The sequence below is a fragment of the Streptomyces fildesensis genome, assembly GCF_016107395.1.
Classification (GTDB): domain Bacteria; phylum Actinomycetota; class Actinomycetes; order Streptomycetales; family Streptomycetaceae; genus Actinacidiphila; species Actinacidiphila fildesensis.
The window spans coordinates 58,930-81,454 of record NZ_JAAIKO010000030.1 but is presented as its reverse complement, the minus strand read 5'-3'; the positions used below and the strand labels follow the sequence as shown (position 1 = coordinate 81,454).

The following is a 22,525-nucleotide window of genomic DNA, read 5'->3' as shown; positions in this document are numbered from 1 at the left end:
CGCAAGAACACGTGACTCCCATTCTTCGAAACAAGATCGGGGGATGTCATTCCGCTAATTCACGGCACATTGAGAGGGTGTGACCTTCATAAGTCAATAGGCGCCGGAGAAGTACCTGATGAGGCGTCAGATCTTGTTTCCTGAATAGACTTCCGGCCGGTACCCGAAGCTGCGGGTACCGGCCGGAAGTCCAGCGGAACGATCAATTCGGAGCTCGGTTCACAACAGCGTCAGCGTGAGCGTCGCGCTGTAGTCGCCCGGCCGGGCCGTCCCCGGGACCTGGAGCGTGAGAGCAGCGTCGGCGTCGAAGTTCCCGCCGGTGAACTGGCGGGACCCGTCGGGCGCGAGACCGCACAACGTCGCGGCCGCGCTGCCCAGCTGCGCGGGCGAGCCCGCCACCGGAGTGCCGACACTGCCCGGCTGCGCCGTGCACACCGGCACCCAGCCGACCGCGTCGGCCGGGATGGTGGCTCCGGAGCCGCTGGTGAAGGCGGTCATGGTGCCGGTCAGCGACCAGCCCGTGTTGACGCCGCGGGCGTCGTGCACCGTGACCTTGTTCAGCGCGCTGTTCAACGTGTGCGGGTCACCGTCGAGCTGGACCGACCCGAACTGGACGGTGTCGCCCGCCTGGGTCATCGACAGCAGGCCCGGCACCACCGCGGTCCGCAGTGTCTGACTGCCGGTGGTGGTGCCGCCTCCGCCGCCGGTGGTGACGGTGAACGGCTGCGTTCTGACGGTCGCCGGGTCGCCGCCCTCGTCCGCCTGGACCGCGACCAGGGTGGGGTCGCTGACGGTGAACTCGGTGGAGAACGTGCCGTCCGGAGTGCTCTGCGGATAGACGGCGGTGTCGTCCAGGGTCGCGCCGTCGGCGTTGAGGCCGACGATGTTGATCCACTGGTCCGGCCGGTAGTTCCGGCCGGTGATGGTGATGACGCTGCCGACCGGTCCGCTGCCGCTCGACAGCGTGAACTCCCGCTCGCCCGCCGCCACGGCCTTGACCGTCAGCGGCGCGGTGGCCTCCTTCGTGCCGTCGTTGACCTTGACCAGGTAGTCGCCGTCCGGGACGTCGGTGGCTGGGGCCAGGGTCGCCGTCCCGGCCAGCGCGCCGGTGGAACCGATGGTCAGCGTGTTCGCGGAGAACTTCGCCGGGTCGCAGCCGGTGCCGGCGGCGGAGCACAGCGAGGGGACGGCGGTGCCGCCCGGTGTCCAGTCGGAACCGGTCAGCGCGACCGGGGTGTTGGGCCGGACCGCCCCGGTCGGCGCGACAAGGCTGGCCGGCGTGCCGCCGGAGCCCTGCACGTCGACCGTGCCGATGCTGCCGCTGCCGCTGACCACGTCGCAGGGGGTCTCGTAGGTCCCGCCGAGCACCTTGGTCCTGGTCAGATTGCGCAGCGGGGTGAAGTCGACCGGGCCCGAGGCGTTCTGCGGGACGAAGAAGTCGCCCTCGAACGGCGGGATGACCGTGGGCTTTCCGGCCTCGACGTCCACCGGCACCTCGGGGCCAGTGACGGTGACGGTCCCGGTGGCGCCGCCGGACAGGGCCAGGTCGAGGTTGGGCGTGGTCGGCACCTGGGTGATGGAGATCGGGCTGAGGGCGGGGCCCGGCCCGAGCGTGACCTTGGCGTGCACCTTGCCGCCCGGGAGCACGGTGGACGGGCTGAGTTCGACGGTCATGTCCTGCGGCCCGGTGGCCTCACCCTGACCGAGCGGCAGCACACAGTGCACCACCGGGCCGACCGTTCCCGAGGGCGAAACGATCAGGGCCTGGGCCGCTCCCCCGCCGGTCAGCACCAGGACGAGCCCGGCCGCGCCCGCGGCCAACCGGTGCGGTACGCATCTTCGTTGTCGGGACACCTGACTCCTCGTGACGGTGGCCACCGCCCCGGCCTCACCGGAGGCGGCACGGCATGACGCCGGGAGGAGCCGGAGTGGCAGGAGTGCGATGGCTCGGTCGAATGATTCAGGACATTGAGAGGTCCAGGACCGAAGAAGTCAAGAGAAGCAAAGGAAGGGATCTCCGCCAATCTCAGGAACAAGTCGAGAAGTACTCGAAGCGATCACCGGGAAACACTGCGGAAGCCTCCGCTTTACGCCACGGAAAAATTGTCCCGCATATGTGTTGACTGTTCTGGAGATCATGGTTTCACTACGACTCAGTATGCCGGGCCCGGCACCGCACGCCCCCGTCGATGGGGCGGCGGAACAGCGACGGACGTAATGCCCTGGCGATACTTCTTTGGTTGGGAAACCTTGAATTCGGCATGCGCCCGGCGCTCCATCCACCGAAAGGAGCACCAACCACATGGCACGTTCCAGACTGGTCGGCCTGGCCGTTCTCGGCACGGTCGGGGCGGTCACGGCGACCCTCGCCCTGTCCACCTCGTCGTTCGCCGTTGCCCCGGGCACCGCGACCGCCACCTACAACTGCGGTACGTGGGGCAGCGGACTGGGCACCCTGACAGCCACCGACACCGGCGGCGTCAAGAAGATCAAACTCACTTCCACCGCGATCACGATGCCGGTCGGCTCCAGCGCCAACCCGAACAGCATCACGACGACGCTGAAGGTCAACAAGACCGCCGGCGGCGTCACCAGTGAGGTGCAGTTCTCCGCGAAGCTCAACCCGGCGATGTCCGGCGGCAACCCGATCACCCTGGGCCCGCTGTCGCTGAGTTCGGGCACCATCGCGACCGGCAACACCACCGATTCGCTGGTGCTGACCGGGACTCCGAGCGCCACCAACTGGTCACTGAAGATCGTGACCTCGTCGCCCACCGTGGCGACGGTCTACTGCACGGCGACGACGGCCCAGTCGTCGGCCTTCACCTGGTGACAGCGGCCGGGTGAGCACAACGGTCCCCGGAAGGCGCGCCTTCCGGGGACCGTTCGCGGCGGCGCTCAGCGCATCTTCGTGGCCCACTCCCGGACCTTCTTGATCCGCTCGTTCAGCTGCCCGGCCGTCGCCTCGGCGCTCGGCGGGCCACCGCACACCCGGCGCAGCTCGTTGTGGATGACGCCGTGCGGCTTGCCGCTCTGGTGGGTGTACGCCGACACCAGCGTGTTCAGCGACTTGCGCAACTCCAGCAGCTGCTTGTGCGTGACGATGGGGCGCCGCTCGGCCGGCAGCTCGATGAGGTCGGCCTGGTCCGCGGGCTTCTGCCGGCTGTGCGCGATCTGCCGGGTCTGCCGCTTCTGCAGCAGCATCTGCACCTGGTCGGGCTCCAGCAGTCCCGGGATGCCGAGGTAGTCCTGCTCCTCCTCGCTCCCCGGGTGCGCCTGCATGCCGAACTCGGCGCCGTCGTACAGCACCCGGTCGAAGACGGCGTCGGACTCCAGCGCCTCGAAGGGCAGCTGCTCCTCGGTCTCCTCGTCCTCCAGCTTCTCGGCGTCGGCCAGCAGCTGATCCTCCTCGGCGAACGGATTCTCCTCGTCGCCGGCCTTCTTGGGCTTGTCCAGGACGTGGTCCCGCTCGACCTCCATCTCGTTGGCGAAGTCGAGCAGCATCGGGATGGTCGGCACGAAGACGGACGCGGTCTCGCCACGCCTGCGGGACCGGACGAAACGGCCCACCGCCTGCGCGAAGAACAGCGGCGTCGAGATCGTCGTCGCGTAGACGCCCACCGCGAGCCGCGGCACGTCCACGCCCTCGGACACCATGCGCACCGCGACCATCCAGCGGTCCTCGGAGTGCGTGAAGGCATCGATGCGCTTGGACGCGGCCTTCTCGTCGGAGAGCACGACGGTCACCTTGTGGCCGCTGATGTCCTTGAGGATCTTCGCGTAGGCGCGCGCGGACTCCTGGTCGGTGGCGATCACCAGCCCGCCCGCGTCCGGGATGCTCCTGCGCACCTCGGTGAGCCGCTGGTCGGCCGCCTTCAGCACGGCGGGGATCCACTCGCCGGTCGGCGCCAGCGCGGTGCGCCAGGCCTGGCCGATGGCGTCCTTGGTCATCGGCTCGCCGAGCCGCGCGGCGATCTCGTCGCCGGCCTTGGTGCGCCAGCGCATGTTGCCGCTGTAGGAGAGGAATATCACCGGGCGGACGACACCGTCCGCGAGCGCGTTCCCGTAGCCGTAGGTGTAGTCGGCCGAGCTGCGGCGGATCCCGTCGTTGCCCTCCTCATACGCCACGAACGGGATCGGGTTGGTGTCCGAGCGGAACGGCGTACCGGTCAGCGCGAGCCGCCGGGTCGCCGGGTCGAACGCCTCGGAGCACGCCTCGCCCCAGGACTTGGAGTCACCGGCGTGGTGGATCTCGTCCAGGATCACCAAGGTCTTGCGCTGCTCACAGCGGTTGCGGTGCAGCATCGGCCGCACCCCGACGCCCGCGTAGGTCACCGCGACGCCTTGGTACTCCTTGCTGACCGGGCCCGCGCTGTAGTCCGGATCGAGCCTGATCCCTATCCGCGCAGCCGCCTCCGCCCACTGCTTCTTGAGGTGCTCGGTCGGCGCGACCACCGTGATCTGCTGCACCAGGTGGTTGTGCAGCAGATACGAGGCGAGCGTCAGCGCGAACGTGGTCTTCCCGGCGCCGGGCGTCGCCACGGCCAGGAAGTCGCGCGGCTGCAGCCGCATGTACTCGTCGAGCGCCCCCTGCTGCCAGGCGCGCAGCTTTCCGGCGGTGCCCCAGGGGGCACGGCCCGGGAAGGCCGGTGAAAGGTGGTGGGAGGCACTGGCGGCGGTAGTAGTCACGGTCTCCGGGGCGGGGTCGGGAGCGGCGGCGGTCGACGTCAACAGCGTCAAGCGCATAAGCGTACCTGCGGCACGCCCGTCACCCCGGTTCTACGCCATCGCGCCGAGCGTCCCGCGACCGGGCTCGCCTCGCCGGGTGCCGGCTCTCATCCGGTGAAACGGGGAAGGATCTCGGCGGTCTTCGGCACGTCGAGCACCCCCTGACAGACGTTCAGCACGAAGGTCTCGGCCTCGTCCACGTCGAAGCCCGCTCGCAGCGTATGCCCGTTGATCTGCAGGAAGACCCAGGTCGCATACCAGGCGATCCGCTTGTTCCCGTCGACCAGTGCGCGGTTGCGAGCCAGTGACTCCATGAGGGCGGCAGCTTTGTGCCAGATGTCCGGATAGGCATCCTGGCCGAACACGGTCGCCCTCGGCCGGGCGAGCGCGGAATCCAGCAGCCCGTAGTCCCGCACCTCATCAGCACCGAGGCGCTTCGCCAGGTTCAGGATCTCGGGAAGCGTCAGGTAGTACGTCACGCGAGTCGCTGGTTGAGCTCTTCGCTCGCCTGGAGGACATGCGTGGCCGCCGCCTCGAAGAGGCGCGCCCGCTCACTGATCGCCCGCACCACCGCGTCATGCGCGATGACCTGCATGCTCGTCGACTCCGCCTCCGCGCGCTCGCGCAGGGCTTCCAGCTCATCGTCGGTGAAACGAACATTCAGTCCAGGCATGAGGCCATGGTACCACTCGGTACCACGACCGGATCAGACCGCCTTCGGCGTCAACCGGCCCGCCACGAGGACGCCCAGGAGGGCGACGCCCGCCATCGAGAGGAAGACGGCCACGAAGGCTCCGGAGTGGCCGGAGCCGCCGCCCAGGGCGGTGAACAGGACTCCTGAGGCGCCGACGAGGACGATGTTGCCGAGGGCGTCGGAGACCTGCAGGGAGGCGGAGTTGCTGCCGGCCTCGTCGGGGCGGGAGAGTTTGAGGAGCAGGACGCTGCCGCTGGAGATGACCAGGCCCATGCCGAAGCCGCCGACGATCCAGGAGACGGTGACGATCCAGGCGGGCACGGACGGGGCGAGCGCGAGGGCCGGTCCCGCGACGGCGGCGGCCATCAGGAGCATGCCGATCCTGATCAGCCGCTCGCGGTGCGGCTGCAGCCGCGGGCGGCTCTGCACATACGATCCCAGCGCCCAGGTCAGGCCGCCGCCGGTGAGCGAGAGCCCGGCCAGGGTGGCCGAATAGCCGCGCTCGGTGACCAGCATCAGCGGGATGAAGCTCTCCGCGCCGATGAACGATCCGGCGGCGACCCCGCGCAGCAGGATCACCGCGGGCAGTCCGCGGGCGGCCCGGAACGTCCCGCGCGGCAGCAGCCGCAGGACGCCGGGGACCAGGAGCGCGGCGCCCACGGCGGCGGGTACGCGTGCCAGGCGTCGTGGGCCCGGCGGGACTCTCGCAACACGCCCTAGGCGTGCCACCGTTCCCGGGCCCCCGCCTCGGTTCATGAACGGCGTATGGCAGTCCTGTTGCGGGCCCGCCGGGACCGTTGACCGGCCCCGGGGGCGGCGCCCTATCGTCGGTGATGTCACCGACACGGCCGTATGCCCGAGTGGTTTAGGGACTCGCCTGCAAAGCGAGGCACGTGGGTTCGATTCCCGCTACGGCCTCCGTGAGGAAGACGAAGGGCCCGGCAGCGCATCGCTGCCGGGCCCTTCCGTTTGTCCGCTGTGGTGTCCGTTCTCCGGCGCCGTCCCGGTCAGGACTGCGGCTTGACGACCGCTGCCTGCGGGCGGATCGGCAGCCGGCTGACGGGGCGGCCGGTGGCGGCGCGCACGGCGGCGGCGACGGCGGCCGGCGAGACCACCACCGGGACCGCACTGACCGCCTTGGCGCCGAAGGGCGCCAGCACGTCGCGCTCCTCGACGAGTTTGACGATGCGCACGTCCGGGGCGTCGAGCGCGGTCGGCAGGGAGTAGCCGGTGAGGTTCGGCCGCTTGATGATGCCACGGGGGGCCCGCAGGTCCTCCATGAGCGCGAGACCGACGCCCTGGGTGACGCCCGCCTCGATCCGGGCGGCGACCTGGCGCGGGTTCAGCACCCGGCCGACGTCCTGCGCGACGGCCATCTCCACGACCCGTACCGAGCCCAGTTCGATGTCCACGTCCACGACCGCGCGGACCGCGCAGAAGGCGAGGCCGACGAACGCGTCGCCCTGGCCGGTGTCGTCCAGCCGGTCGGTGGGGTGCGGGCGGCACTGCGCGGTGGCCCACAGCTCCTTGCCCTCCAGCGCCTCGCCGACGGTCGTGCTGAGCACCCCGTCGTACGAGGTGATCTTGCCGTCGGCGATGGTGAGCAGCTCGACGGACATCCCGAACTTGGCCGCGAGCGGCTGCAGCAGCTGCGTGCGCACCATCTTGGCGGCCCGTTCGACCGCGCCGCCCGACACCCAGGTGTGCCGGCCTCGGGCGGCCGCCCCGGACGGCGGCTGGTCGGTGTCGGCGGCCAGCACGCCGACGTCCTCGACGCCGAGCACGTCCTGGACGATCTGCCGGGCGAGCGTCGTGAAGCCCTGGCCGGTCTCGACGGCGGCGCAGATGACGGTGGCCCGGCCGTCGTGGATCCGTACGGTGGCGGTGGAGACCTCGTCGGTGCCCTCCGCGCCGAGCATGTGCACCATGCCGAGCGCGTAGCCGACCCCGCGCCGGACCGCGCCCGGCTCTCCGGCGCCCTCGGGGCCGCCGGGGAGCAGCCACTGCGACTCCTCCTCGTCGACGGGCAACGGCGGCAGGTCCGCGTCGCGGACCGCCTTGAGGAGCTCGCCGACGGGCGCCGGGCAGGTGACGGTCTGGCCGGTGGGCAGCAGGTCGCCGGTGGCCATGACGTTGCGCATCCGCAGCTCGGCCGGGTCCAGGCCCAGCTTCGCCGCGAGCTTGTCCATCTGGCCCTCGTACCCGGCGCAGACCTGGAGCGCGCCCTCGCCGCGGACGTGTCCCGACGGCGGGTTGTTGGTGCGGACGGCCCAGCCCTCGACGAAGACGTGCGGCACGACGTACGGGCCGGCGGCGAACGCCACGGCGGCGGCCAGCGCCTCCGACGAGTGGTCGGCGTACGCGCCCGCGTCGAGCAGCACCTGCGCCTCGACCTTGACGAGCCGGCCCTCGGCGTCGGCGTGGTGCCGGTAGCGCAGCAGGGTGGGGTGACGGTGGGAGTGGCCGAGGAAGGACTCCTCGCGGGTGGCCACGAACTTCACCGGGCAGCCGGTCTTCAGCGCGAGCAGCCCGAGCGGCAGCTGGATCCCGGAGTCCTCGCGGTCGCCCATCGCGCCGGGCACGCCGGTGACGACGACCTTGACCCGGTCGGCCTCCAGACCGAAGCAGGCGGCGGCCAGGTCCCGGTCGGTGTGCGGGTCGGTGGAGGCCACGTACAGCTCGACGCCGCCGTCCGGGCGGGGCACGGCGAGCCCGGCCTCGGCACCGATGGGCGCCGGGTCCTGCCGGCCGATCCGGTACAGGCCCTCGACGATGACGTCGCCGATGACGTCGGGGTCGCCGAAGCGCAGCGGGATGTGGCGGATCAGGTTGCCGTCGGGGTGCAGCGGCTCGGCGGCGAACGCCTTCTCCGGGTCGGTGACCGGCTCCAGCACCTCGTACTCGACGAGGATCGCCGCGGCGGCCAGCCGCGCGGTGTCGGGGTGGTCGGCGGCGACGGCGGCGATCGGCTCGCCGTGGTGCCGGACGATGTCCTTGGCGAAGACCGGCCGGTCCGCGACGCGGCGGCCGTGCATGGCGTCACCCGGCACGTCCTCGTGCGTGACGACGGCCCGGACGCCGGGCATCGAGGTGGCTTCCGACGTGTCGATGCGGACGATGCGCGCGTGCGGGTACGGGGAGCGCAGCACCGAGGCCCACAGCAATCCCTCGGCCCACAGGTCGGCCGCGTACGGGAACGTCCCCTGCGCCTTCGCGAGGGTGTCCACGGGCCGCACGGAGACGCCCAGTCCGTGGAGCACCGGTTCGGGCGCCGCGGGCGTCCGGGTGGCCTGGGCGGGCACCGCCGTGGCCGCGTCGGATCCAGTCATGCCGCTGCCCTCTCGCTGCTGCCGGTGGGTTCGCCCGTGCCGGCCGGGCGCGTGTGCCGCGGCTCCGGCCGTCGGCCCGGGATCGTACGGCGGGTCACGCGGTGCCTCCCGGGTGGCTGCCGTGCGGCCCGCCCTGGTGCGGGATCCGCGCCCCGTCGGCAGTGTGGTCCGAGTGCTCGGCGGCGGTGGCCTCGCGGGACGCCACGACGTCCTGGACGGCGTCCAGCACACCCCGGTAGCCGGTGCACCGGCAGAGGTTGCCGCAGATGGCCTGGCGGGTCTCCAGCTCGGTGGGCTTGTGGTTGCCCTCCAGCAGGTCGTGAACGGTCATCGCGAGGCCGGGAACGCAGAAGCCGCACTGCACGGCGCCGCACTCGGCGAGCGCGCGCTGCACGTCGGACGGCTGCCCGTCGTCGGACAGCCCCTCGACGGTGCGGACCTCGCTGCCCGCCGCGGTCGCGGCCGGCACCAGGCACGAGGCGACGAGCCGGCCGTCGACCTGTACGGAACAGGCTCCGCACTCGCCCTGCTCACAGCCGTCCTTCGCACCGGCCAGGCCGAGCCGCTCCCGCAGGACGTACAGCAGGGACTCACCGAGCCAGGCGTCGGTCACCGGCCGGTCGGCGCCGTTGACGCGCAGCACGTAGGAGGCGAGCGGGTGTTCGCTGTGCGCCTCTTCGGGCGCCGGCTCCTCGTCGTCCGCCGCCGCTTCGGTCTGCTCCGGGTGCTCCGCGTGCTCCGCGTGCTCGACGGGCCCGTCGGAGGGGCTCTCCGCCGCCTCCTGGTCGTCCTCGGTCACCACGACGGACTCGGCTCCGGGGACCGCCCCCATGGCGCCCACGGGGTACTCGCCGGACTCGTCCGCCGCGTCCTCCGCGACGAACGGCAGGCTCCAGTGCCCGGCCCCGTCGGCGGGCGGCATCGCGCCGGCGGTGGCGGACGGCGGGTGCTCGGCGAAGTACGGGTGCCGGGCCGCCGGGTCCTGTGCGTCCAGCGGCCGCGCGTCCTCGCCGGGCCCGTGGCCGGCCGGCGGGTACGGTCCGGCCGGCTCGCCGCCGTGCTCGGCGACGGCCTGCGCGCTGAGGTCGTGCCCGGCGTTACCGGCCGGCGGCCGGGCCGCGGTCGCCGCCGCGCCCTGGCCGAACTGCCCGGCGCTGAACGGCCGCGGGGCGGGCGCGTCGGGCCGGGAGTGCGTCTCGTCGGGGTGCCGGCCGGCCCACGGCGCGGTGAAGCCGTCCGTGACGGCGCCCAGGGAGTACTCGCCGGACTCCTCCACCGGGTCGGCCGCGACGAGCGGGATCGACCACTGGGTCGCCGCGTCGCCCGCGTCGGCCACCGGCGGCAGCATCGCCGCGAAGGAGACGTGCATGGTCTGGTCGGGGTCGTAGTCCCCGCCGCCCGGCACGGGCTGCCAGGTGCCCGGGGTGAGCGGGGTGCCCGGCTGCGGCTGCGGCTGGTCGGTCATGCCAGTGCCCTCCCGAGCGCTCGGCGGGCCAGCGCCGCCACGGTGCGGCGCAGTTGTACGGCGGCGGGCGGCAGCTCGACGGCCTCGGCCCCGTCCGGCCCCGGCACGGGGTCCGGGATGCACGCTCCGGCGACGTACTCGCCGAAGGCCGTGCACGCCTCGGGGGCGAGCAGCCGGCCGCCGTCCCAGTCGATCAGTCCCGCGACCCACCGCTCGGCCTCCAGCGGCCGCAGCGGTACGGGCGCCACCGCGCCCACCGCGCAGCGCACCCCGCGCCGGGCGGGGTCCAGGACGACGGCGACCGAGGCCAGCGCCCGGCCGGGGCCGGTGCGGCCGGTGGCCTTGAGGAACGTCTGCGGCGCGTGCAGCAGCGGTACGCGCACGAAAGCGAGGAGCTCGCCGGGGCGGAGCGGGTCCATCCCGGTCAGCAGATGGCTGACCGGCAGTTCCCGGTTGCCCCCGGGGCCGGCCAGGATGACGCTCGCCTCCAGCGCGGCCAGCACCGGCAGTGCGTCGCCGGTGGGCGCGGCCGTGGCGATGTTGCCGCCGAGGGTGCCCGCGTTGCGGATCTGCGGTGGTCCGGCCGCGCGGGCGGCGGCGGCGAGCGCCGGGATGAGCGCGGCGAAGTCGGGGCGGCCCATCCGGGCGTGGGTGAGGCCCGCGCCGAGCAGGGCGTGGCCGTCGGCGTACTGCCAGCCGCGGATCTCGCTGATCCGGCCCAGACCGACGAGCCCGGCCGGCCGCAGCAGCCCGGAGTTGACGGCCGCCATCAGGTCGGTGCCGCCGGCCACGGGCACGGCGCTGGGCGCGGCGGCGAGCGCCGCCACCGCCTCTTCGAGCGAGGACGGCAACGTGACGTTGCGTGCCGTCTGCTGTGCATTCGTGCTCACGCAGCTGCCCCTTCCCGGCTCTCCGCCGTGCGGTAGCCGTACCGTACGTGCTGACAGCCCGGACGTGGCAACTCTGGCACATGTTCCGCGATGGTCAACGCGAGGGTCCGCGAAGTGCGGGCCTGCCCTCCACGGGAGGGAATGCCCCGTTCTGTCGGGTATCACCCCAGTGTCGGGATTAACGCTCTTCGAGGGTGTTGCGAAGATACGCCAATCCACCGTGCCAGGCCCGCCCTTGCGGGGGACAGATGTTGCGGTATTGCTCACACGATCGGGGGTGGTCCGTCGATCGGGCGTCCGAGTACACCCGGGCGCCGCTGCCACGGCAGCGGACCACCGGGCGGGCGGTACTCCACACCGAGCGCGTCAAGTCGTGCGTAGTGGACTTCCATTCGGCGCTCGAAGTCCGGCCAGTCCCGCTCGGCGGGCGCGGGCAGCTCCGACCAGGCCACCTCGGCGACCGCCGCCAGCCGCGGGAACACCATGTAGTCGACGACCCGCGGTGAGTCCATCACCTCGGTCCAGGCGTTGGCCTGGGTCCCGATGACGTGCGCGGCCTGCTCCTCGGTGAGCTCCGCGGGCACCGGCTCGAACCGGTAGACGTCCTCCAGGATGCGCACCCGCGCGATCGGCACCGGCTCGTCGGCCCGGTCCGACTGCCGCCAGTCCAGATAGACATGCGACTCGGGGCACATCACGACGTCGTGCCCGGCCCGCGCGGCGGCGATCCCGCCCTCGTAGCCCCGCCAGGAGGAGACGGCCGCACCAGGAGCCAGGCCGCCTTCGAGGATCTCGTCCCAGCCGATCAGCCGGCGGCCGCGCTCGGCGAGCCAGCCGTCGAAGTGCCGGATGATCCAGCTCTGCAGCTCGTCCTCACCGGCCAACCCCAGCTCCTTGATCCGCGCCTGCGCGGCCGCGGAGGCGCGCCACTGCTCCTTGGGGCACTCGTCACCGCCGATGTGGAAGAACTCGGACGGGAACAGGTCGAGCAGCTCGGTGAAGACGCCCTCGTAGAAGCGCAGGGTGCTGTCGGCGGGGGCCAGCACATTGGGGTTGACGCCCCAACTGGTCAGCACGGAGAGCGTGCCGGTGTCGACGACGTCGGTGTTGCCCAGTTCGGGATAGGCGGCGATGGCGGCCTGCGAGTGCCCGGGGATGTCGATCTCGGGCACCACGGTGATGTGCCGCTGTGCCGCGTAGGCGACGATCTCGCGGATGTCGTCCTGGGTGTAGTAGCCGCCGTGCGGCCGCTCGTCCCACAGCTCGGACTCCCGCAGCCCCACCTTGGTGCGCTCGCGCCAGGCCCCCACCTCGGTGAGCAGCGGGTAGCGCTTGATCTCCACGCGCCAGCCCTGGTCGTCGGTGAGGTGCAGATGCAGCACGTTGAGCTTGTGCGCGGCCATCAGGTCGAGATAGCGCAGCACCGCGTCCTTGGGCATGAAGTGCCGGGCCACGTCGAGCATGAAGCCGCGCCAGCCGAAGCGCGGTGAGTCCTCGATGTGGCAGAACGGGATCCGCCACTCGCGGCCTTCGAGCGGTGCGCGCCGGAAGGCGTCCGGGCCCAGCAGCTGACGCAGCGTCTGCGCGCCCCAGAAGACGCCCGCCGGGCCGCCGCCGTAGAGATGGACACCGGTCGGCGACACCATGATCCGGTAGCCCTCGGGGCCGAGATCGTCGGTGACCATCTCGGCGACCGTGATCCTGATGGCGTCGGTCTCCGAGCCGTTGCCCGGCGCGAGGCGGTGACCGGTGGCCGCTCCGAGTTCGGAGCGCAGCCATCTCTCCGCCCGCTCCGTGCCCGGCCCGGCGGCCAGCACCGTGTCAGGTCCGAGGACGAAGAACTCGTCCCCCGAGTCGTCGGACACCTGGCGCGGGGCGGGGATCAGATCCATGACCGACATCCTGCCCCGCCGGCACCGAATTGGCATAGACCAATCAGGCGTAGACCTGCGGTCAGTTCTTGCCGCTCTTGTCCTTGTCGCCGCCACCGAGGGGCATCGTCTCGAAGATCTCTTTGCACATCGGGCAGACCGGGTACTTCTTCGGGTCCCGTCCCGGCACCCAGACCTTCCCGCACAGCGCTACCACCGGAGATCCGGAGAGCGCACTCTCCATGATCTTGTCCTTCTGGACATAGTGTGCGAAGCGCTCGTGGTCGCCATCGCCGTGCGACACCTGCGGGGTCGGCTCGACGAGGGTGCCAGTACCGGCCCCGCGTTCGGGCTCAAGAGTGCTCATAACCGTCAAGCCTAATTGAGCGACGGGTCGTCCGGGTACGTGGCCACCATCGCCAATTCATTGCGTTGCCGCCTGAGCACGGAGCGCCACAGCCGTTCCGGGTCCGGTGAGGACACATCACCCGGTTCCGACTCCACGACGTACCAGGCGCCGTCGACCAGTTCCGCCTCCAGCTGACCCGGCCCCCATCCGGAGTAGCCGGCGAAGATCCGCAGGGATCCCAGCTCCGCCGCGAGCAGTTCCGGCGGGGCCTCCAGGTCCACCAGGCCGATCGCGCCGTGCACCCGCCGCCAGCCCAGCGGGGCGTCGTCCCCGTCGTCCCAGGACTCACCGGGGACCACGGCCAGCCCCAGGGCGGAGTCCAGCGAGACGGGGCCGCCCTGGAACACCACCGGAGGTGACCCGGCGAGCACCGCCCACGGCTGGAGCACATCGCCCACTCCGACCGGGGTCGGTCGGTTCAGCACGACGCCGAGCGACCCCGCCTCGTCGTGGTCGAGAAGGAGTACCACCGCACGGTCGAAATTCGGGTCCGCCAGAGCCGGCGTCGCCACGAGCAGCCTGCCGGTGAGCGAAGTGACCTCCATCATGGTCAACATGATCCCGCATCCCGGGCCGTCGCGGGGTGCCAACGACCGGCCCCGGCGTAATCGCGCAGCGTGCGGGCAGTCGAGCGGTGGGCCCCGCCGGCCCGGGGCGCCCTGTACCGGCTGGTAACCAGACGGGCCGGAGCGGCTGTAGCGAAGTCATGACACAGCTGGCGCCTCCTGGGCTTACAGGAGTTCCCTGTAGGCGCATTACCATTTCTTCTTGGTGCCTGCGGGGACCCCGCCCATTTTTATGACTGTCTCCAGGAACGCGAGATCCATGACCGACGCTTCCGACGTACTGCTTGTCCATGGCGGAACCCCGCTCCGGGGCGAGATCCGTGTCCGCGGCGCGAAGAACCTCGTGCCGAAGGCCATGGTCGCCGCCCTCCTCGGCAGCGAGCCGAGCCGACTGCGCAACGTGCCCGACATCCGCGATGTCCGCGTCGTGCGCGGGCTGCTCCAGCTGCACGGCGTAACGGTCCAGGCCGGTGAGGAACCGGGCGAGCTGGTGCTCGACCCCTCGCACGTCGAGAGCGCCAACGTGGCCGACATCGACGCGCACGCCGGATCCTCCCGGATCCCGATCCTGTTCTGCGGCCCGCTGCTGCACCGCCTCGGGCATGCCTTCATCCCGGGCCTGGGCGGCTGCGACATCGGCGGCCGGCCGATCGACTTCCACTTCGACGTGCTGCGGCAGTTCGGCGCGACCATCGAGAAGCGGCCCGGCGGCCAGTACCTGGAAGCCCCGCAGCGGCTGCGCGGCTGCAAGATCACGCTGCCGTACCCGTCGGTCGGCTCGACCGAGCAGGTGCTGCTGACGGCCGTGCTGGCCGAGGGCGTCACCGAACTGTCGAACGCGGCGGTCGAGCCGGAGATCGAGGACCTGATCTGCGTTCTGCAGAAAATGGGCGCGATCATCTCGATGGACACCGACCGGACGATCCGGATCACCGGCGTCGACAAGCTCGGCGGCTACAACCACCGCGCGCTCCCGGACCGCCTGGAGGCGGCCTCCTGGGCGAGCGCGGCGCTGGCCACCGAGGGCAACATCTACGTCCGCGGGGCCCAACAGCGGTCGATGATGACGTTCCTGAACACCTTCCGCCGGGTCGGCGGCGCCTTCGAGATCGACGACGAGGGCATCCGCTTCTGGCACCCGGGCGGCCCGCTCAACGCCATCGCGCTGGAGACGGACGTCCACCCCGGCTTCCAGACCGACTGGCAGCAGCCGCTCGTGGTGGCGCTGACGCAGGCGTCCGGCCTGTCGATCGTCCACGAGACGGTCTACGAGTCCCGGCTGGGCTTCACCTCGGCGCTCAACCAGATGGGTGCGCACATCCAGCTGTACCGCGAGTGCCTGGGCGGCTCCGCCTGCCGGTTCGGCCAGCGCAACTTCCTGCACTCGGCGGTCGTCTCCGGCCCCACGAAGCTGCAGGGCGCCGATCTGGTCATCCCCGACCTCCGCGGCGGCTTCTCGTACCTGATCGCCGCCCTGGCGGCCCAGGGCACCTCCCGGGTACACGGCATCGACCTCATCAACCGCGGCTACGAGAACTTCATGGCGAAGCTCGCGGAGCTGGGGGCCAACGTCGAGCTGCCGAACCCCGTGAGCGTCTAGCACTCCCCCGGACGGGCCCGCGGGCCCGTCCGGAGCCCGGACACAGCAAGGGCGGCCATCCCCCCGGGGGGATGGCCGCCCTCTGCCTTGCCAGTCGGGAACTACTTGCCCTTGGCGGCTTCCTTGAGCTTGGAGCCCGCGGAGACCTTCACGCTGTAGCCGGCCGGGATCTGGATCGGGTCGCCGGTCTGCGGGTTGCGCGCGGTGCGAGCGGCACGGTGGGTGCGCTCGAAGGTCAGGAAGCCGGGAATGGTGACCTTCTCGTCGCCCTTGGCGACGATCTCGCCGACGGTCTCGGCGAGAGCGGCCAGTACGGCGTCGGCGTCCTTACGGGTCACCTCGGCGCGCTCGGACAGAGCGGCCACCAGCTCACTGCGGTTCATATCTTTACTCCCGTGTTCTTTCTGCCAGGGGGGCGCGAGCTTGAAGCTGATGCTGCCTCACTGCCCGAGTTGCATCCTGCCCCCATATATGGGGGGAAAGCCAATCCGGCACCCGAGCGAGTCGCTGAAAAAGCGGCTCGGATGCGTTGCGATGACCCAGTGTCGTCACACAGTGGCCGTCGAGTCGGTTGCCGCGCCCATCGCCTTTGCCGCCTTCTGAACGGCTCCCGCGACGGCGCCCGCCACCTTGTCGTTGAAAACGCTGGGAATGATGTAGTTCGCGTTCAGCTCGTCCTCGCCGACGACATCGGCGAGAGCGTGCGCGGCGGCCAGCATCATCTCGGTGTTCACCGTACGGCTCTGAGCGTCCAACAGGCCGCGGAAGACACCAGGGAAGACCAGGACGTTGTTGATCTGGTTGGGGAAGTCGCTGCGGCCGGTGGCGACCACCGCGGCGGTCTGCCGGGCCACCGCCGGTTCCACCTCGGGGTCGGGGTTGGCGAGGGCGAAGACGATCGCGCCCTGGGCCATCGCGGCGACATCGTCGCCGGTCAGGACGTTGGGGGCGGAGACGCCGATGAAGACGTCGGCGCCGCGCACGGCCTCCTTGAGGGTGCCCGTGATGCCCTCAGGATTGGTGTTGTCGGCGATCCAGCGCAGCGGCGACTCGGGGTCGGCGTCGACGAGGTCGGGGCGTCCCGCGTGCACGACACCGTGGATGTCGGCGGAGACCGCGTGCTTCACGCCGGCGGCGATGAGCAGCTTGAGAATGGCCGTACCGGCCGCGCCCGCACCCGACATGACGACCCGTACGTCGCCGATGTCCTTGCCGACGACACGCAGCGCGTTGGTGAGTGCGGCAAGCACCACAATGGCGGTGCCGTGCTGGTCGTCGTGGAAGACCGGGATGTCCAGCATCTCCCGCAGCCGGGCCTCGATCTCGAAGCAGCGCGGCGCGGAGATGTCCTCCAGGTTGATGCCCGCGAAGCCCGGCGCGATGGCCTTCACGATCGCCACGATCTCGTCGGGGTCCTGGGTGTCGAGGCAGATCGGCCACGCGTCGATGCCGGCGAAGCGCTTGAAGAGCGCCGCCTTGCCCTCCATGACCGGCAGGGCGGCCATCGGGCCGATGTTGCCCAGGCCGAGCACCGCGGAGCCGTCGGTGACGACGGCGACGCTGTTGCGCTTGATGGTGAGGCGGCGGGCGTCCTCGGGGTTCTCGGCGATGGCCATGCACACGCGGGCGACGCCCGGGGTGTAGATCATCGAGAGATCGTCACGGTTGCGGATGGGGTGCTTCGACTGCATCTCGATCTTGCCGCCGAGGTGCATCAGGAACGTACGGTCGGAGACCTTGCCGAGGACGACGCCCTCGATGCCGCGCAGCTTCTCGACGATCTCGTCGCCGTGCGCGGTGGACGTGGCCGCGATGGTCACGTCGATCCGGAGCTTCTCGTGGCCGGAGGCGGTCACGTCAAGACCGGTCACCGACCCTCCCGACGACTCCACCGCGGTGGTGAGCTGGCTGACCGCGGTCCCGCTCGCCGGGACCTCCAGCCGTACCGTGATCGAGTACGAGACGCTTGGCGCCGTTGCCATCCTGACGACCTTCTTCCGCTGCCTGCTGGTTCAAACGCTCTGCCGCTCGATCGTTGCACCTACTGGCCGGTACGCGTAACCGTGACCTTGGCAACGGAAAGATACTTCCACCATGCGAGAAACAGGCTGAATTTTCAAGCCCGGACTGTGACCTTGAGCAAATTCCGGGTTGTCGGCAGATGCGGGAAGCAACCCACGGGACGGTTTGTTAGCCTGGGTACGGCACCGGCTCGATCCAAGCCCCCGGGCCCAACCTTAGGCGCTTCGAGCGCCCACTTGCCGCGAGGCGAGCATGGCGGGTCGGTGTCACCAACGTCCGACGGGCGCCCCTCTCACGAGGGGCGCCCGTCGTCGTTCCACCAGCACCCTCCGGGACCCGCTCAGGTCCCGGACGGCGGCTGCCGTCAGTCCCGCAGCAGGTCCGGGACACCGGACCCGTCCGGGCTGTCGCGCTCACCTGAGAGCACCGTGAGCCGCTGGGTGGCGCGGGTCAGCGCCACGTAGAGCACCCGCAGTCCGGCCGGCGACTCGTCGGCGATCTCCGCCGGGGAGACCACGATCGTCGCGTCGTACTCCAGGCCCTTGGCCTCCAGGCTGCCCAGCGCCACCACCCGTTCGCCGAGCCCCGCCAGCCACTTGCGGGCCTGCCCGCGGCGGCCCATGGCCACCACGACGCCGACCGTGCCGTCCACGTCGGCCAGCAGCAACTCGGCCTCCGCGCGCACCGCCGCGCCCAGATCGGCGCCGGCCACCGCGAAGCGCGGCACCAGGCCGGTGGAGCGCACCGCGCGCGGCGACTCCATGCCGGGCATCGCCAGCTGCAGCACCTTCGCCGCCAGATCGGCGATCTCCGACGGGTTGCGGTAGTTGACCGTCAGCGTGAAGCGGCGGCGCGGCCGGCTGCCGAGCGCCTCCTCGCGCGCCTGGGCGGCCTCGTCGGGATCCGTCCAGGAACTCTGCGCCGGGTCACCGACGATCGTCCAGGTCGCGGTCCTGCCGCGGCGGCCGACCATCCACCACTGCATCGGCGTCAGGTCCTGCGCCTCGTCGACGATGACGTGCGCGTACTCGGTCCGCTCCTCGTCGAGCCGGTCCGCCCGGTTGCGGCGGCCGCCGCCCATCCGGTCGGCCGAGGTGGTGACCTCGTCGAGACCGGTCAGCATGTCCAGCGGGTCCGCGTCGCGCTTCTTCGGGCGCGGCGGCGGGCCCAGCAGCGTCTCCAACTCGTCGAGCAGCGCCACGTCGTGCACGGTCACACCGTCGCGGCGCAGCGAACGCGCCACCCGGCGCACCTCGGGCGGGGTGAGCACCCGGCGCGCCCAACGGCCGAGCCGCTTCTCGTCGGCCAGCGCCGCCAGCACCCCGCGCGGGGTGAGGATCGGCCAGTAGGCCTGCAGGAAGTCCAGGAACTCCGGCTCCGTCGAGATGTCCTCGTCGAAGCCCTGGCGCTCCTCGGCCGCCAGCTCCTGGTCGTCGAAGCGGCGTCCGGCCTTCCGCCACAGCGCGTCCAGCAGCAGCCTGCGGGCGCGCGGGCGCAGCAGGTTCACGGGGGCGGTGCCGCCCAGCACGTTGTGCCGGATCGACGACAGCTCCTGCTCGCCCAGCTCCAGCCGCCGCCCGAAGGCGACGACGCGCAGCGTGGTGCGGGAGACACGCTGCTCGGCCCCGTTCTCCTCCTCGTCGTCCTCGAAGAGCGCGGCCTGCTGCTGCGGCCTGCCCGCCTGCGGGGCCTCCAGCGCGCCGCGCGCGGCGTTGCGCAGCACCTTCAGCATCCGCAGCGAGCCCTTGATGCGGGCGACCGCGGGCTCGTCGTACGTATCGGCCTCCACGCCGTCGACGAGCGAGCCGACGGCGCGGATCGCGACCTGGCCCTCCTCGCCGAGCGACGGCAGGACGCCCTCGGTGTACGCCACGAGCAGCGGCGTCGGGCTGACCACCAGGATGCCGCCCGCGTACCGCCGGCGGTCCTGGTAGAGCAGATACGCGGCGCGGTGCAGCGCGACCGCCGTCTTACCGGTGCCGGGGCCCCCGGTGACCTCCGTGACGGACGCGGCGGGCGCCCTGATCACCATGTCCTGCTCGGCCTGGATGCTCGCCACGATGTCGCGCATCGTGTGGCTGCGGGCCTGCCCCAGGGCGGCCATCAGCGCACCGTCACCGACCACCGGCAGCCCGGTCTCCAGCTCCGGGCGCAGCAGGTCGTCCTCCACCCCCAGCACCCTGCGGCCCTTGGACCGGATGACGCGGCGGCGCACCACCCGTCCGGGGGCGACCGGTGTCGAGCGGTAGAACGGCGCGGCCGCGGGCGCCCGCCAGTCGATCACCAGCGGCGCGTAGTCGGCGTCCAGGACGCCGATGCGGCCGATGTGCAGCACTTCCGCGATCTTCGCGGCGTCGTTGACGACGGCGTCGTCCGCGGGTTCGAGCGAGGTGAACGCGCCGTCGGCGCCACGCTTTCCGTCCTTGCCCTGCAGCAGGTCGATGCGTCCGAAGAGGAAGTCCTCGAACTCCGCGTTGAGCCGGTTGAGGTGCAACCCGGCGCGGAACACCTGCGCGTCGCGCTCCGCGAGCGCGCCGGGTGTTCCCACCTGACCGCGTTTGGCGGCGTCATCCATAAGGAACTCGGCTTCGTGGATCTTCTCCTCGAGCCGGCGGTACACCCGGTCCAGGTGCGCCTGTTCGACGGCGATCTCCACGTCCCGGACCCCCCCGGGCGCTGCGGTTTGCGCGGCCACGCAAGACCCCCTTCTCCTGTGCGTTGAGAGCGCTCCGTGCGGGTTCGGCTACACGCACGGGGCAGCCTGCAACCGTACGCGACCCGCACCCCCCTGCGCACCACTCCGCCTGCGACGGGCTTGCGATTCCCCACCCCGGCCGATGACGCGGCCGATCGTCGGCCGATCCGGACGGACCGAGGGTGGGTGGACGGTGGGTGGGCGATGGACCGTCGCGCGGTCAGGCCTGGGCGGCCACCGCGCGGCGGCGGTGGCGGGCGACGCGTTCCCGGTTGCCGCAGATCTCGCTGCTGCACCAGCGGCGCCGCCGTCCGCGCGACGCGTCGAGGTAGACCAGGGAGCAGCTCTCCCCCTCGCACTGCCGCAGCTGGGCCCGTGCGGCGGGGTCCGTGAGCAGCTCGACGGCGTCGCGGGCGACGGCCGCGAGCAGGGCCCCGCAGTCGGGCTGCGCGGCCAGAGTGCGGACGAGGGTGCCGTCCGGCGCGGACCGGGCGCTGGGCGCGGGCGGTGCTGCCAGGGCGGCGGCGTTGAGCCGGGAGACGTCGGCGGCCGTGGGCGTCGTCGGCAGCGGCTCGGCGGGAACGTCCGGAGACGGCGCGTCGGCCGGCGGGGTCGCCAGCTGGGTCGCCACGACGCGCCGCAGCACGTCCCGCAGCACCAGGAAGCGGCCGAGCCATGCCGCGTCGACGGCCACCGCCGTACCGCTCGGGACGAGCCCGGTGCCGTACAGCCATTCGGTGAGGCGGCGCGGCGAGTCGAGACGGTCGACGGGCTCCTCGGAGAGGCGTCCGGTGACCGTCGCGAGGAGGTCGAGGCTCACCCGCCCGGTGTCGAATCGAAGCTCGGAGGAGGCCGTAACCGTCATGTGCCTGTCACCCTTCCAGCCGCCGCCCGTCACCCGCTGCCCCCAGAGTGCCCCGCCGGGGCCACCGGGGCTAGGTCAAGGGACGGGCCGGTGGGCAGGTGGATGGACGGGCCGGTGGACGGGGTCTACTCCTCCCCCGCGTACTTCTCGTCCGTCAGCGGGTCCAGTGCCAGCCGGTAGCCCCGCTTCACGACGGTCTGGATGAGTTTGGGCGCCCCCAGCGCCGTCCGCAGCCGGGCCATCGCGGTCTCGACGGCGTGCTCGTCGCTGCCCGCGCCCGGCAGGGCCTTCAGCAGATCCGCGCGCGGGACGACCCACCCCGGCCGCCGCGCCAGCGCGCGCAGCAGCGCCATGCCGGCGGGCGGTACGGTCCGCAGTTCGCCGTCGACGACGGCCGCCTGGCCGCGGATCTCGACGCGGCGGCCCGCGACGGGCAACGCCCGTACCCGTCCCGGCAGTTCGGCGGCGATCAGCTGGACGAGCGGGCCGAGCCGGAAGCGGTCCGGCTGGAACGTCGGGATGTCGTGGGCCTCCAGGGGGAGGGCGGTGACCGGTCCCACACAGGCCGGCAGGACGTCGTGCCGCAGCGCGTCGAGCAGCTTGTCGAGCCGGCCGAGCCGGTCGGCGCGTTCCAGCAGCGAGGCGGCCGCCGGGGCGCTCGTGAAGCTCACCGCGTCGAGCGACCGGGCGATCGCCGCGTCGATGAGCCGGTCGACCGGCCCGATGTCCTCCGGCGGCATCCACCGGTACACCGGTACGCCGACGACCTCGGCACCCGCCGCCCGCAGCGACTCGATGAAGCCGGGCAGCGGCTCACCGTGCAGCTGGACGGCGATCCGCCGGCCCACCACCCCCTGCTCCAGCAGCCGGTCGAGCACCTCGGCCATCGACTCGGAGGCGGGCGACCAGGTCTCCGTCAGCCCGGCCGCCCGGATCGCGCCCTTCACCTTGGGCCCGCGGGCCAGCACCTCCACCCCGCTCAGCCGGGCCAGCAGGGCCTCGCCGAGGCCCCAGCCGTCGGCGGCGCCGATCCAGCCGCGGAACCCGATCGCGGTGGTGGCCACCACGATGTCCGGTCCGTTGTCGAGCAGTTCCTTGGTCGCCGAGAGCAGTTCCGCGTCGTCCAGCAGCGGCACGATCCGCAGCGCGGGCGCCCGCAGCACCACCGCCCCGCGCCGCTCCAGCAGCGCGGCCAGCTCATCGGCCCGGCGGGCCGCCGTCACCCCGACCGTGAAGCCTGCCAGCGGCAGCACGGAGGCAGCCGCGGCGAGTTTCCCGGGCGCCGTGACGGGTGCCGTGGTGTCGGTGGGCTCGGCCGACGGCGCCCGGGCACCGTCCGCACCCTGTTCTGTCTTCCGCACCTGCATGGCTTGCCCCGCTCCGCTGGAGGT

17 protein-coding genes, 1 tRNA gene and 1 pseudogene are annotated in these 22,525 nt (G+C 71.9%); 3 read left to right on the top strand and 16 right to left on the bottom strand.

Annotated features, from left to right (window positions below; translation table 11 throughout):
• Positions 1–219: 219 nt before the first annotated feature.
• Positions 220–1,854, bottom strand: a complete 1,635-nt coding sequence (locus C6N31_RS29615) for a WxL domain-containing protein (protein ID WP_138356578.1) — start codon at positions 1,852–1,854, stop codon at positions 220–222.
• Between the two features lie 448 nt (positions 1,855–2,302).
• On the opposite strand from C6N31_RS29615, the gene C6N31_RS29610 reads away from it, so the two are divergent.
• Positions 2,303–2,833: a hypothetical protein gene (locus C6N31_RS29610; RefSeq protein ID WP_138356577.1), complete on the top strand. Its 531-nt coding sequence runs from the start codon at positions 2,303–2,305 to the stop codon at positions 2,831–2,833.
• 65 nt (positions 2,834–2,898) lie between these two features.
• On the opposite strand, the gene C6N31_RS29605 is transcribed toward C6N31_RS29610, so the two are convergent.
• The 4 genes and pseudogenes from C6N31_RS29605 to C6N31_RS29590 all read right to left on the bottom strand — a co-directional run.
• Positions 2,899–4,689, bottom strand: a complete 1,791-nt coding sequence (locus C6N31_RS29605; RefSeq protein WP_198358592.1) for a DEAD/DEAH box helicase — start codon at positions 4,687–4,689, stop codon at positions 2,899–2,901.
• A 146-nt stretch (positions 4,690–4,835) separates the two neighbouring features.
• A complete protein-coding gene (locus C6N31_RS29600) occupies positions 4,836–5,207 on the bottom strand; it encodes a type II toxin-antitoxin system death-on-curing family toxin (RefSeq protein WP_138356576.1) in 372 nt (123 codons plus the stop codon).
• Positions 5,204–5,401: a hypothetical protein gene (locus C6N31_RS29595; protein ID WP_138356575.1), complete on the bottom strand. Its 198-nt coding sequence runs from the start codon at positions 5,399–5,401 to the stop codon at positions 5,204–5,206. Before C6N31_RS29595 ends, C6N31_RS29600 begins: the two co-directional genes overlap by 4 nt.
• 33 nt (positions 5,402–5,434) lie before the next feature.
• Positions 5,435–6,103, bottom strand: a pseudogene (locus C6N31_RS29590) (MFS transporter); the annotation flags it as partial.
• 165 nt (positions 6,104–6,268) lie between these two features.
• On the opposite strand from C6N31_RS29590, the gene C6N31_RS29585 reads away from it, so the two are divergent.
• Positions 6,269–6,340 (top strand) — tRNA-Cys (locus C6N31_RS29585).
• An 89-nt stretch (positions 6,341–6,429) separates the two neighbouring features.
• On the opposite strand, the gene C6N31_RS29580 is transcribed toward C6N31_RS29585, so the two are convergent.
• The 6 genes from C6N31_RS29580 to C6N31_RS29555 form a co-directional block, all read right to left on the bottom strand.
• Complete coding sequence (locus C6N31_RS29580; RefSeq protein ID WP_138356574.1) at positions 6,430–8,751, bottom strand: xanthine dehydrogenase family protein molybdopterin-binding subunit; 2,322 nt, start codon at positions 8,749–8,751, stop codon at positions 6,430–6,432.
• 94 nt (positions 8,752–8,845) lie between these two features.
• Positions 8,846–10,216, bottom strand: a complete 1,371-nt coding sequence (locus tag C6N31_RS29575; protein WP_138356573.1) for a 2Fe-2S iron-sulfur cluster-binding protein — start codon at positions 10,214–10,216, stop codon at positions 8,846–8,848.
• Positions 10,213–11,106 (bottom strand): FAD binding domain-containing protein, encoded by an 894-nt coding sequence (locus C6N31_RS29570; protein WP_198358582.1) that lies wholly within the window; start codon positions 11,104–11,106, stop codon positions 10,213–10,215. The genes C6N31_RS29575 and C6N31_RS29570 overlap by 4 nt, the downstream gene beginning before the upstream one ends.
• A gap of 263 nt (positions 11,107–11,369) precedes the next feature.
• Entirely contained in the window at positions 11,370–12,998 is a 1,629-nt protein-coding gene (locus C6N31_RS29565; protein WP_198358581.1) for a beta-N-acetylhexosaminidase, read from the bottom strand.
• A 61-nt stretch (positions 12,999–13,059) separates the two neighbouring features.
• On the bottom strand, positions 13,060–13,344 hold the full coding sequence (locus C6N31_RS29560; protein WP_138356570.1) for a DUF3039 domain-containing protein: 285 nt from the start codon (positions 13,342–13,344) through the stop codon (positions 13,060–13,062).
• Positions 13,345–13,355: 11 nt separating this feature from the next.
• Entirely contained in the window at positions 13,356–13,934 is a 579-nt protein-coding gene (locus C6N31_RS29555) for a YqgE/AlgH family protein (RefSeq protein WP_198358580.1), read from the bottom strand.
• A 277-nt stretch (positions 13,935–14,211) separates the two neighbouring features.
• Here C6N31_RS29555 and murA point away from each other — a divergent pair, with 277 nt between their 5' ends.
• Positions 14,212–15,552 carry a UDP-N-acetylglucosamine 1-carboxyvinyltransferase gene (murA, locus tag C6N31_RS29550; protein ID WP_138356568.1) on the top strand — a complete coding sequence of 447 codons (1,341 nt, stop codon included), beginning with the start codon at positions 14,212–14,214 and terminating at the stop codon, positions 15,550–15,552.
• Between the two features lie 101 nt (positions 15,553–15,653).
• Here the strand turns inward: murA and C6N31_RS29545 are convergent, their stop codons facing one another.
• From C6N31_RS29545 to C6N31_RS29525, 5 genes are all read right to left on the bottom strand, one after another.
• Positions 15,654–15,935 carry an HU family DNA-binding protein gene (locus C6N31_RS29545; protein WP_007264399.1) on the bottom strand — a complete coding sequence of 94 codons (282 nt, stop codon included), beginning with the start codon at positions 15,933–15,935 and terminating at the stop codon, positions 15,654–15,656.
• Between the two features lie 165 nt (positions 15,936–16,100).
• Complete coding sequence (locus tag C6N31_RS29540) at positions 16,101–17,534, bottom strand: NAD-dependent malic enzyme (protein ID WP_138356567.1); 1,434 nt, start codon at positions 17,532–17,534, stop codon at positions 16,101–16,103.
• A 404-nt stretch (positions 17,535–17,938) separates the two neighbouring features.
• On the bottom strand, positions 17,939–20,269 hold the full coding sequence (locus tag C6N31_RS29535; RefSeq protein WP_198358579.1) for a HelD family protein: 2,331 nt from the start codon (positions 20,267–20,269) through the stop codon (positions 17,939–17,941).
• A gap of 220 nt (positions 20,270–20,489) precedes the next feature.
• Entirely contained in the window at positions 20,490–21,134 is a 645-nt protein-coding gene (locus C6N31_RS29530) for a CGNR zinc finger domain-containing protein (protein WP_198358578.1), read from the bottom strand.
• 125 nt (positions 21,135–21,259) lie between these two features.
• Positions 21,260–22,387, bottom strand: a complete 1,128-nt coding sequence (locus C6N31_RS29525; protein WP_244809827.1) for a uroporphyrinogen-III synthase — start codon at positions 22,385–22,387, stop codon at positions 21,260–21,262.
• Positions 22,388–22,525: the final 138 nt, after the last annotated feature.